Origin of the sequence: Microtetraspora sp. NBRC 16547 (genome assembly GCF_030268965.1) — a bacterium.
Lineage (GTDB): Bacteria > Actinomycetota > Actinomycetes > Streptosporangiales > Streptosporangiaceae > Microtetraspora.
On record NZ_BSSE01000011.1, the window covers coordinates 21,138 to 36,115 of the forward strand.

Genomic DNA, 14,978 nt, shown 5'->3' on the forward strand with positions numbered 1-14,978 from the left:
AGGAGACGCCCACAATGGCGAACGAGAACGAGCTCCGCGACTACCTGAAGCGGGCCACCGCCGACCTTCAGCAGACGCGGCAGCGGCTCGGCGCGGCCCGGTCACAGCTGCGCGAACTCGAATCCCAGGCCAGGGAGCCGATCGCCATCATCGGGATGAGCTGCCGCTACCCCGGCGGCGTCGAGACCCCCGACGGGCTCTGGGACCTGGTGGACCGGGGCGCCGACGGCATCAGCGCCTTCCCCGACGACCGCGGCTGGGACCTCGGGAAGCTGTACGACCCCGACCCGGACCACGCCGGCACGTACTACGTCAAGGAGAGCGGCTTCCTGCACGGGGCCGCCGACTTCGACCCGTCCTTCTTCGGGATCTCGCCGCGGGACGCCCTGGCGATGGACCCGCAGCAGCGGCTGCTGCTGGAGGTCTCCTGGGAGGCGATCGAAGGGGCGGGCCTGTCGCCCTCGGCGCTGCGCGGCACCCGCACCGGGGTGTTCGCGGGAGTGATGTACAACGACTACGCCGCCCGGCTGCAGCCGGTGCCCGACGGCTTCGAGGGCTTCATCGGCAACGGCAGCGCGGGCAGCATCGCCTCGGGCCGGATCGCCTACACCTTTGGGCTGGAGGGCCCGGCGCTCACCATCGACACGGCGTGCTCGTCGTCCCTGGTGGCGCTGCACCTGGCCGTGCACGCACTGCGCCGCGGCGAGTGCGCGATGGCGCTGGCGGGCGGGGTGACCGTGATGTCCACCCCGACCGCGTTCATCGAGTTCAGCCGGGCCAGGGGGCTCGCCCCCGACGGCCGCTGCAAGTCCTTCGCCGCGTCCGCGGACGGGACGAGCTGGGGCGAGGGAGCCGGGATGCTGCTGGTGGAGCGGCTGTCGGACGCGCGGCGGCTCGGCCACCCGGTGCTGGCCGTGGTGCGCGGCACAGCGGTCAACCAGGACGGGGCGTCCAACGGCCTCACCGCGCCGAACGGCCCCGCCCAGCAGCGGGTCATCCTCGACGCGCTGGCGGCGGCCGGTCTGGCGCCGTCGGAGGTGGACGCCGTGGAGGCGCACGGCACCGGCACGGTGCTGGGTGACCCGATCGAGGCGCAGGCGGTGCTGGCCACCTACGGGCAGGACCGCGAGCGGCCCCTGTACCTGGGCTCGCTGAAGTCCAACATCGGGCACAGCCAGGCCGCCGCCGGGGTGGGCGGCGTGATCAAAATGGTCCAGGCCATGCGCCACGGCGTGCTGCCGCGCACGCTGCACGTCGATGAGCCGAACCCGCGGGTCGACTGGACCAGCGGGAACGTCGAGCTGCTGACCGAGGCGCGGCCGTGGCCCGAGACCGGCCGCCCGCGCCGCGCCGGCGTCTCCTCGTTCGGAGTCAGTGGCACGAACACCCACGTCGTGCTGGAACTGCAGGAGGAGAGCGTGGAGCCGGCGGACCACACACCGCCGCCGGTGCTCGCGCTGCTGGTCTCCGCGCGTGCTCGCGAGGCCGTCGCCGCGCAGGCGGAGGCCCTGCTGAACCGGCTCGACGCCGATCCCGGCCTGCCCCTCGTGGACGTCGCGTACACCACCACGACGCGAGCCAGGCACGCGCACCGGGCGGTCGTGCTGGGCAGGGACCGCGACGAGCTCCTCGCCGGGCTCGCCGACCTGGCGGCCGGCCGGCCCGGCGCCGTCGAGGACACCGCTCGCCCTGACCGCACCGCGTTCCTGTTCTCCGGGCAAGGCGCCCAGTACGCCGGGATGGCGACCCAGCTGTACGCCGCCTACCCGGCGTTCTCCGAGGCGCTCGACGCCGCTCTGGCCGAACTGGACCCAGGGGTGCGTCAGGCGATCTTCGACGGCGTGCGCCTGGACGAGACGGAGTTCACCCAGCCCGCGCTCTTCGCCGTCGAGGTCGCGCTGTTCCGCCTGCTGGAGTCGTGGGGGGTCCTGCCGGACCAGCTGCTCGGCCACTCGATCGGCGAGATCGCCGCCGCGCACGTCTCCGGGGTGCTGTCGCTGGCCGACGCCGCGACGATGGTCACCGCCCGCGGCCGGCTGATGCAGGCGCTGCCCCCCGGCGGCGTCATGGTCGCGGTCGAGGCGGCGGCCGAGGAGATCACCCCCGGTTTGCCGGACGGAGTGGCGATCGCGGCGGTGAACGGCCCGTCGGCGGTGGTGCTCTCCGGCCCGGCCGAGGCCGTCACGGCGATCGCCGAGCTGTGGGCGGGCAAGGGCCGCAGAACGCGGAGGCTCAGCACCGGCCACGCCTTCCACTCGCCCCTGATGGAGCCGATGACGGCCGAGTTCCGGGCCGCGATCGCCGGGCTCGCCTTCGGCACGCCGCGGATCCCGATCGTCTCCACGGTGACCGGCGAGGCCGTCGGTGAGGAGTTCTCCGACCCGGAGTACTGGGTCACCCACGTGCTCGGCACCGTCCGGTTCGCCGAGGGCGTCGCCGCCCTGCACGAGGCAGGCGTGACCACCTTTCTCGAGGTCGGTCCGGGTGGGCGGCTGGCGGCCCTCGTACCGGACTGTCTTCCCGGCGATGCCGCCGCCGTCGCGGTGGCCATGCTGCGGCAGGAACGGTCGGAGCCGCTCACCGTCGCCGCCGCCGTCGCGCGGCTGTACACCCGCGGCCGCGAACCCGACTGGGGTGCGATGTTCGCGGGTACCGGGGCGCGCCGGGTGCCGTTGCCGACGTACGCCTTCCAGCGCCGCCGGTACTGGCTGGAGGCCAAGGACTCCGGCGGCGACGCGGCCTCCCTCGGCCTGGGGCCCACCGAGCACCCGCTGCTCGGCGCCCTCGTCTCCCTCGCCGACGGCGACGGCTTCCTGCTCAGCGGCGTGCTCTCCCTGAGGTCACACCCGTGGCTGGCCGACCACACCGTGCTCGGCACCGTGCTGCTGCCCGGCACCGCGATGCTGGAACTGGCCCTGCGAGCGGGGGAGTGGGCCGGCTGCGAACGGGTCGAGGAGCTGACCCTGGAGGCGCCGCTGGTGCTGCCTCCCGACGACGGCGTCCAGGTCCAGCTGCTGGTCGGCCCGCCGGACGGCGCCGGCCGCCGCACCGTCGGCCTGTACTCGCGCTCCGGCGGGGCCGCGTTCGACGAGCCCTGGGTCCGGCACGCCACCGGCATCCTCGCCCCCGCTCCGGTGGAGGCCGGGCCCGACCTGGCCGCGTGGCCGCCACCGGGCGCCGAACCCGTTCCCGTGGAAGGGCTCTATGACGCCGCCACCGCGTCCGGCTTCCACTACGGGCCCGCGTTCCGCGGCCTGCGCGCGGCCTGGAGGCGTGGTGGGGAGGTCTTCGCCGAGGTGACACTCGACCCCGGCCACGCGGACGAGGCGGCGCGCTTCGGCGTACACCCGGCGCTACTGGACGCGGCCCTGCACGCCGCCGGCCTGACGGCCCCTGACGCGGTCGCGGACCCGGCCGCGGCCGTGTCGCGGGGGCGGCTGCCGTTCGTGTGGAACGACGTGTCGTTGTTCGCCGCGGGCGCGTCGAGCCTTCGGGTCCGGCTGGTCGCGGCTGGCACTGACGCCGTGTCGCTGGACATCGCCGACCCCACGGGCAGGCCACTCGCCTCGATCGGCTCGCTGGTGTCGCGGCCGGTGTCCGCGGAGGGCCTGAACGGAGCCCGCAGCCTGCGCGACGCCCTGTTCACCCTCGACTGGCAGCCGGTGCCCCAGGCGGACACCGCGGTCGAGTACGCCGAGCTGTCCGCGCTGACGCCCGGCGAGACACCCCCGGTGGTGGTGACCCGGCTTCCCCAGGCCGCCGCAGGACCGGAACCCGCGCGAGCCCGCGAGACGGCCGTGGCCACGCTGGCCGTGCTCCAGGAGTGGCTGGCCGATGACCGGTACGCCGACGTGCGGCTCATGCTCGTCACCTGGGGCGCGGTCGCGGTGGACGCGGGCGAGGACGTGTCCGACCTCGCCGCAGCTGCCGCGTGGGGCCTCGTGCGCGCCGCGCAGTCGGAGAACCCCGGCCGGTTCACCCTCCTCGACATCGACACGCCCGAGCCCTCCGAACAGGTGCTCGCGGCCGCAGCGGCCAGCGGCGAACCGCAGCTCGCCGCCCGCCGCGGAGAACTGAGGATGGCGCGCCTGGCGCGGTCCACGCCCTCCGACGAGGGTGCTCCGGTGCTCGACCCCGACGGCACCATCCTGATCACCGGCGGTCTGGGCGATCTCGGCGCCCGCATCGCGCGGCACCTGGCCAGGGGCGGCGCCCGGCGCCTCGTGCTCACCGGCCGGCGCGGCTCCGCGACGCCCGGCGCCGCCGAGCTCGTCGCGGAGCTGGCCGAGCTGGGCGCGGAGGCGTCGGTGGCGGCGTGCGACGCCGCGGACCGCGACGCGATGGCCGCCGTGCTCGACGGCATCCCGTCGCTCACGGCGGTGGTGCACGCGGCGGGCGTCCTGGACGACGGCGTCGTGGAGTCGCTGACGCCCGAGCGGTTCCACATGGTGTTCCTGCCCAAGGTGGACGCCGCCTGGACGCTGCACGAACTGACCCGCGACCGCGACCTCGCCGCGTTCGTGGTGTTCTCCTCCGCCGCTGGGGTGCTCGGCGGCGCCGGCCAGGGCAACTACGCGGCCGCCAACGCGTTCCTGGACGCGCTGATGACCCGGCGGCGCTCCTCGGGGCTGCCGGGCACCGCGATGGCGTGGGGCGTCTGGGCCCAGGGCGGCGGCATGGCCGGCACGCTTACTGACGCCGACCTGCGCCGGATGAGCCGCGGTGGCATGATCCCGCTGTCCACCGAGGACGGCCTGGCGCTGTTCGACGCCGCGCTGGCGGCCTCGGCCCCTGTCAACGTCCTCAGCCGGCTCGACCTGGCGGTCCTCACCGCCCAGGCCGCGGCCGGGATGCTGCCCTGGCTGCTGAGCGGCCTCGTCCGTACGCCGCTGCGCCGCGCGGGAACGGCGCCCGACGCCGGGCTCGCGGCCCGGCTGTCCGGCCTGACGGAGGCGGCCAGGCGTGAGGCACTCACCGAGCTGGTGAGCACGCACGTCGCGCTCGTGCTCGGCCACGGCTCGGCGGCCGGCGTGGACCTCGACAGCGCCTTCACCGACCTCGGCTTCGACTCGCTGACGGCGGTGGAGCTACGCAACCGTCTCGGCGCGGCGACCGGCCTCCGCCTGCCCGCGACGCTGATCTTCGACTACCCGAGCCCGGCGGCGCTGATCGTGCACCTGGTCGCCGAGCTGGGCGGCGCCGGGCAGCCGGCCGCGCTCCCGGCGGTGGTCCCGACCGGCGCGGTGACCGACGAGCCGATCGCGATCATCGGGATGAGCTGCCGCTACCCCGGCGGCGTCAGCACGCCGGAGGAGTTCTGGGAGCTGCTCGCCGCGCGCGGTGACGGCATCTCGGGCTTCCCGAGGGACCGGGGCTGGGACCTCGACCTCCTGGAGGGTGGCGGATTCGTCCCTGAGGGCGGTTTCCTCTACGACGCCGACCGCTTCGATCCGGAGTTCTTCGGCATCTCGCCGCGCGAGGCCATGGCCATCGACCCGCAGCACCGCCTGCTGCTGGAGACGGCCTGGGAGTCCTTCGAACGGGCCGGGATCGACCCCGCCACGCTGCGCGGCAGCCGCACCGGCGTGTTCGCCGGGCTCATGTACCACGATTACGTCTCCCGCCTGTCCGCCGTGCCCGACGACCTCGCGGGCTACCTCGGCAACGGCAGCGCGGGCAGTGTCGCCTCCGGGCGCGTGGCCTACACCTTCGGGCTGGAGGGCCCCGCGGTCACCATCGACACAGCCTGCTCGTCGTCCCTGGTGGCCCTGCACCTGGCCGCGCAGTCGCTGCGTTCGGGCGAGTGCACCATGGCGCTGGTCGGCGGCGTGACCCTGATGTTCACCCCGACCGCGTTCCTGGAGTTCAGCCGGCAGGGCGGGCTCGCGGGGAACGGGCGCTGCAAGTCGTTCGCCGCCGCCGCGGACGGCACCGGCTGGGCGGAGGGAGCCGGGATGCTGCTGGTGGAGCGGCTGTCGGACGCGCGGCGGCTCGGTCACCGCGTGCTGGCCGTGGTACGCGGCACCGCGGTCAACCAGGACGGGGCGTCCAACGGGCTCACCGCGCCGAACGGCCCCTCCCAGCAGCGGGTGATCCGCGCGGCGCTGGCCTCCGCCGGGCTGCGCCCGGTGGACGTGGACGCCGTCGAGGCGCACGGCACCGGCACGGCGCTCGGCGACCCGATCGAGGCGCAGGCCCTGCTGACGACCTACGGCCAGGATCGCGAGACGCCGCTCTGGCTCGGCTCGGTCAAGTCCAACATCGGGCACAGCCAGGCGGCGGCCGGCGTCGCGGGCGTCATCAAGATGGTCCTCGCGATGCGGCACGGCCGGCTGCCGGCCACGCTGCACGTGGACGAGCCGTCGCCGCACGTGGACTGGTCGGCGGGCGCGGTGGAGCTGCTGACCGAGGCGCGGCCGTGGCCCGAGACCGGCCGCCCGCGCCGCGCCGGAGTGTCCTCGTTCGGGGTGAGCGGCACCAACGCCCACGTCATCCTCGAACAGGCGCAGGACGAGGAGGTCCCCGAGGAGGAACGTCCCGGGGCGGTCGTCCCGTGGGTCCTTTCCGCCCGCACCGACGCCGCCCTGCGTGAGCAGGCCGCGCGGCTGGCGTCCGCGCCGGCCGCGGAGCCCGCCGACACCGGCTGGTCGCTGGCCGTGTCCCGGGCGACGTTCGACCACCGTGCCGTGGTGGTCGGCGGCGACCGCGCCGGCCTGGTCGCGGGCCTGGAAGCGCTTGCCGCGGGGGAGCCGGATGCCCGGGTGGTACGCGGCACGGCGGGACGGCGCGGCAAGATCGCGTTCGTCTTCCCCGGTCAGGGCTCGCAGTGGCCGGGGATGGCCGCGGAGCTGCTGGACTCCTCCCCGGTGTTCGCCGGGCGGATGGCCGAGTGCGCGGCGGCGCTGTCGCCCTATCTCGACGCCCCGCTGCTCGACGTGCTGCGGGAGGGCGGCGACCTGGACCGCGTCGACGTCGTCCAGCCGCTGCTGTTCGCCGTCCAGGTCTCGCTGGCCGAGGTCTGGCGATCCCACGGGGTCGAGCCCGCCGCGGTCGTCGGGCACAGCCAGGGTGAGATCGCCGCGGCCTGCGTCGCCGGAGCACTGTCCCTGGAGGACGCCGCCCGCGTCGTCGCCCTGCGCAGCAAGGAGATCCTGACGCTGGCCGGCGAGGGCGGGATGGCCTCGGTGGCGCTGCCCGCGAGCGCGGTCCGTGAGCGGCTGGCCGCCTGGGGCGACGCGCTGTCGCTGGCGGTGGTGAACGGGCCGTCCTCGGTCGTGGTCTCGGGAGACGCCGGCCCGCTCGGCGAGTTCGTCGCCGACTGCGCCGCCCAGGGCGTCCGCGTCAGGACGATGCCGGTCGACTACGCCTCGCACTCCCCGCACGTCGATCGGATCCACGAACGGCTCCTGGAGGTGCTGGCGCCGATCACGCCACGTGCGGCCGCCGTCCCGTACTGCTCGACGGTCACCGGGGACTTCCTCGACACCGCCGGGCTGGACGCCGCGTACTGGAGCACGAACCTGCGCCAGGCCGTCGAGTTCCAGGCCGCCACGGAGAGGCTCGTCGAGCAGGGCTACGACGTGTTCGTCGAATGCAGCCCGCACCCCGTGCTGACCATGGCCGTCGAGGAGACGGCGGGCCCCGGCGCCGTCGCCGTCGGAACGCTGCGCCGCGGGGACGGCGGCGCCGCCCGCCTGCTGACTTCGCTGGCCGAGGCACACGTGAACGGCGTGCGGATCGACTGGGCGGCGGCGTTCGACGGCCTCGGGGCGCGGACCGTGGATCTGCCCACCTACGCCTTCCAGCGGGAGCGATACTGGCTGCAGTCGCCCGCCTCCGCCGGAGACGTCGGCTCCGCCGGGCTGTCGGCCGCCGACCATCCGCTGCTCGGCGCGGTCGTGGTCCTGCCGGACTCCGAGGGGCTGGTGTGCACCGGCGCGCTGTCGCTGCGCACCCACCCGTGGCTGGCCGACCACGCCGTGCTGGACACCGTCCTGCTGCCCGGGACCGCGCTGGTCGAACTGGCGCTGCACGCCGGCGCCCGGCTCGGCTGCCCGGTCCTGGAGGAGCTGACCCTGGAGGCGCCCGCCGTGGTGCCCGAGAGCGGCGCGCTCCAGGTGCAGGTCGTCCTCGGCCCGGCGCGCGACGGCGACCGCCGCGCGGTGACCGTGCACTCGCGTCTCGCGGGCTCCGACGACCCGTGGACCCGCAACGCGGCCGGCGTCGTCTGCGGGGCCGCGGCTCCTGGCACCGCCGGCGTGGCACTGACCGAGTGGCCCCCTCCCGGTGCCACCGCCATCGACCTGGACGGCGCCTACGCCGCGCTCGCCGGGCGCGGGTTCGGCTACGGCCCCGCGTTCCAGGGGCTGCGCGCGGCCTGGCGCCGCGGCGAGGAGATCTTCGCCGAGATCGCCGTCGAGGCGGCCGACGCCGACCGGTTCGGGCTGCACCCGGCGCTGCTCGACGCGGCGTTCCACGCGGGAATGATCGCCGCGGAAGACGCGGAAGACGAGGGCGGCGGCCCCCGGCTGCCGTTCGCCTGGACCAGTGTCACCCTGCACGCGGTCGGCGCGTCGGTGGCCCGCGCCCGGATCACCCGGTCCGGGGATGCCCTGACGCTGGACGTCGCCGACCCCACCGGGGCGCCGGTCGCGACGGTCGGCTCCCTGGTGACCCGGCCGCTGTCGGCCGACCGGCTCGCCACGGGCCGCGATCCGCTGTTCTGTGTACGGTGGACGCCGGCGTCCCCCGAGTCCGAGGCGGCTCAGCGCTGCGTGCTGCTGGGCGAGGACGCCGGGCTCGTGGCGGCGCTGAAGGCTGACGGGATCGCGGTCGACGTCGTGGCCCGGCTCGCCGACCTGGCCGACCCGTCGCTCCCGGTCTTCGTCCCCCTGTCGTCCGGCGACCCGCACGCCACCACCGCGCGCGCTCTGACCCTGGTACGGGAGTTCCTGGCCGACGACAGGTTCGCCGCGACGCGCCTGGTGGTGGTGACCCGGGGCGCGGTCGCGGCGCTGCCGGGCGAGGGCGTTCCCGACCTCGGCGCGGCAGCGGTCTGGGGCCTGCTCCGGTCCGCCCAGACCGAGCATCCTGGACGGTTCTTCATCGTGGACGCCGAGCCAGGGGCGGCCGGAGCGGCGCTCGCGCGGTTCGCCGCCGGAGCCGAACCCCAGGCGGCCCTGCGCGACGGCCGGGTCCTGGTGCCGCGGCTGGCCCGCGCCGCCGCGCCGGACGGGGAGACCGACCTCGGGTTCGATCCGCGCGGGACCGTGCTGATCACCGGAGGCACCGGCCTGCTCGGCGGTCTCGTCGCCCGGCACGCGGCCCGGCGCGGCGCCGGGCACGTGCTGCTCGTCAGCCGCGGCGGCGACGCCGCCGACGGGGCGGCGGGTCTGGTCGAGGACCTGACCGTGGCCGGCGCCCGGGTCACCGTCGCCGCGTGCGACGTGTCCGACCGCGCCGCGCTGGCCGCCGTGCTGGCCGCGATCCCCGAGGAGTACCCGCTGCGCGCGGTCGTGCACGCCGCCGGCGCCCTGGACGACGGGATGCTCGACGGTCTGACCGCCGAGCGGCTCGCCACCGTTCTGCGGCCCAAGGCCGACGCCGCCCTGCACCTGCACGAGCTGACCCGAGACCTGCCGCTCACCGAGTTCGTGCTGTTCTCCTCCGCGGCCGGGATCCTCGGCAACGCCGGCCAAGGCGGCTACGCGGCCGCCAACGCCTACCTGGACGCTCTGGCCGCGCACCGCCGGGCCGCCGGCCTGCCCGCCCGGTCCCTCGCGTGGGGACTCTGGGAGGAGGCGAGCGCGCTCACCGGGAAAATGGGGGCGTCCGGCCGGGCCAAGGGCGACCGCGCCGGGCTGCGGGCGCTGTCGTCGGAGGAGGGCCTGCGGCTGTTCGACACCGCGCGGGCCGTGGACGAGCCGCTGCTGGTGCCGATGCGCCTCGACGTCGCCGCGTTGCGTGCGCAGTTCGCCACCGGCATCGCGCCGCCGCTGCTGCGGGGGCTCGTTCCCCCCGCCGCGCGCCGGGCCGCGGGGGAGCAGGACGCCGCGTCGCTGACGCAGCGCATCGCCGGGCTGTCACGGAGCGAGCGCGAGGCGGTGCTGCGGGAACTGGTGCTCACCCACGTCGCCGCGGTGCTCGGGTTCGCCGGGCCGGACGCGGTACCGGCCGGGACGGGATTCCCGGAGATGGGCTTCGACTCGCTGACCGCGGTCGAGCTCCGCAACCGGCTGATCGGGCTCACGGGGCAGCGGCTGCCCGCGACCCTGGTGTTCGACCACCCGACGCCCGACGCGCTCGTCGCCCACCTGCTCGAGGAACTGGCGCCGGCCGCCGCCGGCACGGAGACCCAGGTCAGTACGGCGGCCGAGCCGGTCACCGGCGTCGCCGACGGGTCGATCCAGGTGCTGTACCAGCGGGCGTGCGACGAAGGGAAGATCGCCGAGGCGGTGGAGTTCATCAAGGCAGCGTCCCGGCTGCGCCCGTCCTTCGACGGCGTCGCGGACCTGGACAGGCTGCCCGAGCCGGTGCGGCTCGGCCGCGGCGACGCCACCCTCGGGATCCTGTGCTTCGCCGCGCCCGTCGCCATCACCGGCGCGCAGCAGTACGCCCGCTTCGCCGCCGGATTCCGCGGTGAACGCGACGTGACCATGGTGCCCGCACCGGGCTTCCGCCCGGGTGAGCCCCTGCCCGCGTCGGTCGAGGCGACCGTCGAGACGCAGGCCGAGATGGTCTGGACCGCGCGGGGCGGCACGCCGTTCGTCCTGCTGGGGCACTCCTCCGGCGGGTGGCTGGCGCACGCCGTGGCCACCTATCTCGAACGGCTCGGCACGCCGCCGGAGGGAATCGTCCTGATGGACACGTACGTGCCGCGCAGCGGGCTCATCGACCGGTTCAAGAACACCTTCGTCGCCAGCGCCCGGGACCGCGAGCAGGCCGTCGGCGGCATCGACGACCTGCGGCTCACCGGAATGGGCTGCTACTTCAGGGTCTTCGCCGACTGGGAGCCGGAGGAGACGTCGGTGCCGACCCTCTTCGTACGCGCGACCGAGTCGCTCCAGTCGGTGCACGGCGGCACCGAGGGCGCGGCGGACGAGGCGTGGCGGCCCGCCTGGGACCTGGCCCATTCCGCGGTCGACGTCCCGGGAAACCACTGGTCAATGATGGAAGATCACGCGGCGACCACCGGTGACGCCGTGCGCCGCTGGCTGCAGGACCTCTGAACTCACGAGCATCATCAACCAAGGAGTGAACATGACAGAGTTCTCCATGCCGGGGATCGACCCGGCGTTGCTGCCCCCGTCCACCCGCACGGGACTGTCGGAGCTGCTGCCGTGGCTCGCCAGGATGCGGTCCGAGCACCCCGTGTTCCTCGACCCGTTCGGCATCCACCACGTCTTCGGCTACGCCGAGGTGCAGCAGGCGCTGTCCGAGCCCGGCGTGTTCTCCAGCGACCCGTCGTACGTGATGCCCATGGCAGCGGCGGAGCTGTCGTCCGGGATGCTCGCGGTGATGGACCCGCCGACGCACACCAAGGTGCGCCGGATCGCCAGCGCGGCCTTCACCCCGCGCCGCGTCAAGGACCTCACCGAGCGCATCGGCCAGATCGCCGAGGACCTGCTGGACGCGGCGCCGGGTGATGAGTTCGACTTCGTCACGACGTTCTCGCAGTACCTGCCGCTGGTCGTGGTCTCCGAGCTGCTCGGCGTCCCGAAGGCCGACCTGCCGCGGTTCCTGGAGTGGACGGAGCAGCTGCTGGCCCTGAGCGTGCCGAACCCGAACGACGCCGAGGAGATGGACAGCGCCATCGCGGCCGCCCAGTTCGGTCCCCTCGTCCAGATGCAGCAGTACATGGCGGGCCTGTGCGCGCAGGTGCGCGCGAACGCGGACAGCGACGGATTCATCGCCGACCTGCTGCGGGCCGAGGTGGACGGCGAACGGCTCGCCGACCACGAGGCAGTCAACCTCGCCATCCAGCTCCTGCAGGCCGGGCACATCACCTCGGCGTCGCTGCTGGCCAACTCCGTGCTGACGCTCGCGGGCGACCCGGAGCTGGAGGCGCGGCTGCGGGCCGACCCGCAGCTGATCCCGGCCGCGGTGGACGAGATGCTGCGTTACTACCCGGCGGTGCCGCGGCTGCAGCGGTTCACCACGGCCGAGACAGAGCTCGGCGGGGTGACCATCCCGCCCAAAAGCATGGTCTTCCTCTGGCTGCTCTCGGCGAACCACGACGAGAAGGCGTTCGCCGACCCCGACGTCTTCGACATCGACCGGGGTACGTTCCGCGGCCTAACTTTCGGCCACGGCATCCACTACTGCTTCGGCGCCGCGCTGGCGAAGACCGAGGCGAAGGTCGGGCTGGAGGCGCTGCTGCGGCGTTACAGCTCCATCGAGGTCGTCGCCGACGGGCCGATCGAGTTCTACGAGAGCGAGCTGTTCACGCCCAAGAGCGTTCCGGTGCGGGTGCGGCGGGCGTGACCGGACCGTCCCTCACCGAGGACGCAATCCCCTCGGCCCGGTACGGCCTCGGCGACCAGCTCGCCTGGCTGCGGCGGATGCGGCAGGCGGGCGGCGTGCACGTCGACGCGTCCGGCAACCACCACGTCTTCTCCTACGCCGATGTCGAGCGCGTCACCAAGGATCCGGCGACGTTCTCCAGCAATCCGTCACGGGTGCTGCCCCCTGACGTGCCCAACATGACCGAGGGCATGATGCTCGTCGCCGACCCGCCACGGCACGGCAAGCTGCGGCGGCTGGCGGCGCAGGCGTTCACGCCGAAGAAGATGCGCGACCTGGCCCCGCGGGTGGCCGAGATCGCCGGGGCTCTGCTGGACCGGGCCCCGGCGGGCCGGTTCGACCTGGTGGAGCACTTCTCGGTCGAGGTGCCCGCCACCATGATCGCCGAGCTGTTCGGCATCCCGGCCGACGAGGCTGGCGCGTTCCGGGCGCTGGTCGAGCAGATCATGGCGATCGACCCCCCGGACCTCACCGACGAGGCGGCCGTGCGGGAGGCGGCGGCGAGCGGGCTGGGCGGCCCCTTCCTGGAGCTGATCGGTTACCTGCTGCAGCTCTGCGCGAGGCGGCGGGCCGAGCCCGCCCCCGGGCTGATCTCCGACCTGCTGCACGCGGAGCTGGACGGGCAGAGCCTGACCGAGCCGGAGGTGGCGAGCCTGGCCGTGCAGATCCTGCAGGCCGGGCACCTCACCACCGCGGCGGTGCTCGGCCACGCCGTCCTGCTGCTGGCCGAGCACCCGGAGGTGGCCGCGGAAGTGCGGGCGGACCGCGCGCTCCTCCCCGGCGCGATCGAGGAGGTGCTGCGCTGCCGCCCGCCCTCCACCCGGCTCCAGCGCTACACCACGACCGACACCGAGATCGCCGGGCATCCGATCCCCGCGGGCAGCGTCGTCGTGCCGTGGATGCTCTCGGCGAATTACGACGAGAAGGTGTTCACCGAGCCGGACGTCTTCGACATCCGCCGCACCCCGAACCGCCACCTGACGTTCGGGCACGGCATCCACTTCTGCCTGGGCGCGATGCTCGCGCGCGTCGAACTCGCCGGCGCACTCACCGTCCTGCTCGACCGGCTGCCGGATTGGCGGATCGAGCCGGGCCAGGTCGTGGAGTACCAGGAATCCCATCTGCTCTTCACCCCCGAACGGGTCCCGCTGGTCGTCAGCGCCCCGGAGCACACCACCGAGAATCGGAGATAACCGGCATGACCGAAACTGTCGAGACCCCGACGGACAGTGAGCTGCCCGCATTCCCGCTGGCGCGCGGCGCCTGCCCGTACCAGCCGCCTGCCGGGTATGCCGAGTTGCACCGCCAGTCGCCGCTGTCACGGGTGAAGCTCGTGGACGGCAAGCGCGCCTGGGTCGTCACTGGGTACGCCGAGGCCCGCGCCCTGCTGGCGGATCCGCGGCTGTCGGCCGACCGGGCCCACCCGGACTTCCCGAACAGCGCCAAGATCATGCCGGGCACGGGGATGCCGCAGCCCGTGCCCGAGGGCGACGCGCTGACGTTCGCGCAGCTGGACGACCCGGAGCACAACGCGCAGCGGCGCCTGGTGATCCCGAGCTTCACCAGGGGCCGGGCGCAGGCCATGCGGCCGAAGTTCCAACGCATCGTCGATGAGCTGATCGACGGGATGCTGTCCGACGGGTCTGGCGCCGATCTGGTGTCGGCGTTCGCCGTGCCGTTCCCCTCCCTGATGATGGCGGAGCTGTTCGGTATCTCGGCCGAGGACCGCCCGGTCTACACCGAGCACGTCCAGTACCTGGCCACCCGCCCCGACATGATGATCCCGGCGATCTACACGCTGAGCGGCTTCTACACCGAGCTGTTCGAGCGCAAGCGGGCCGAGCCGGGGGACGACCTGGCCACCCACATGGTGACCAGCGCCGACGAGCGTCCGGACGAGATCAGCCTCCAGCAGATGCTCAACACGGCCATGCTCGTCACGGTCTCGGGCAACGAGTCGACCATGACGATGATCTCCCTCGGCATGTTCGCGGTCCTCTCAGAACCGGGGCAGGCCGACCTCCTGCGCGACGACCCGCAAGGCGCGGCGCCGCGCGCGGTGGAGGAGCTGCTGCGCTACATCTCGGCGGGCGACATCATCTCCCGGATCGCCGCCGAGGACATCGAGGTCGGCGGCGAGACGATCCGGGCGGGCGAGGGAGTCATCCTGGCTACCCCCGCGGTGAACCGCGACCCGGCCGCCTTCCCTGAGCCGCACGTGCTGGACCTGCGGCGCGAGCACAAGACGCACCTCACGTTCGGCCACGGCGCCCACCAGTGTGTCGCGATGAACCTCGCGACGACCGCCCTGGAAGTGGTGTTCTCCACGCTGTTCACACGCCTGCCCAAGCTGCGGCTGGCCGTTCCCGCGGAGGAGGTCCCGCCCGGCGGCCTGGGCGTCTACCGCGTCGCGGAGTTGCCGGTCACCTGGTGACGGCCGGCCTCCTGCAGGGGTC

Annotated in this window: 4 protein-coding genes; all 4 read left to right on the plus strand. The window is 74.3% G+C overall.

Annotated elements, in window-relative coordinates; all coding sequences use genetic code 11:
- Window positions 1–14 precede the first annotated feature (14 nt).
- Genes QSK17_RS16680 through QSK17_RS16695 form a run of 4 tightly spaced genes read left to right on the plus strand, consistent with a single transcriptional unit; the run spans window position 15 to window position 14,956 of the window.
- Window positions 15–11,228, plus strand: coding sequence for a type I polyketide synthase (locus QSK17_RS16680; RefSeq protein ID WP_285705707.1), 11,214 nt, complete (start codon window positions 15–17; stop codon window positions 11,226–11,228).
- A gap of 31 nt (window positions 11,229–11,259) precedes the next feature.
- Window positions 11,260–12,483: a cytochrome P450 gene (locus tag QSK17_RS16685; RefSeq protein WP_285705708.1), complete on the plus strand. Its 1,224-nt coding sequence runs from the start codon at window positions 11,260–11,262 to the stop codon at window positions 12,481–12,483.
- Window positions 12,480–13,715 (plus strand): cytochrome P450, encoded by a 1,236-nt coding sequence (locus tag QSK17_RS16690; RefSeq protein ID WP_285705709.1) that lies wholly within the window; start codon window positions 12,480–12,482, stop codon window positions 13,713–13,715. The genes QSK17_RS16685 and QSK17_RS16690 overlap by 4 nt, the downstream gene beginning before the upstream one ends.
- Before the next feature lie 5 nt (window positions 13,716–13,720).
- Window positions 13,721–14,956 (plus strand): cytochrome P450, encoded by a 1,236-nt coding sequence (locus tag QSK17_RS16695; protein ID WP_285705711.1) that lies wholly within the window; start codon window positions 13,721–13,723, stop codon window positions 14,954–14,956.
- Window positions 14,957–14,978: the final 22 nt, after the last annotated feature.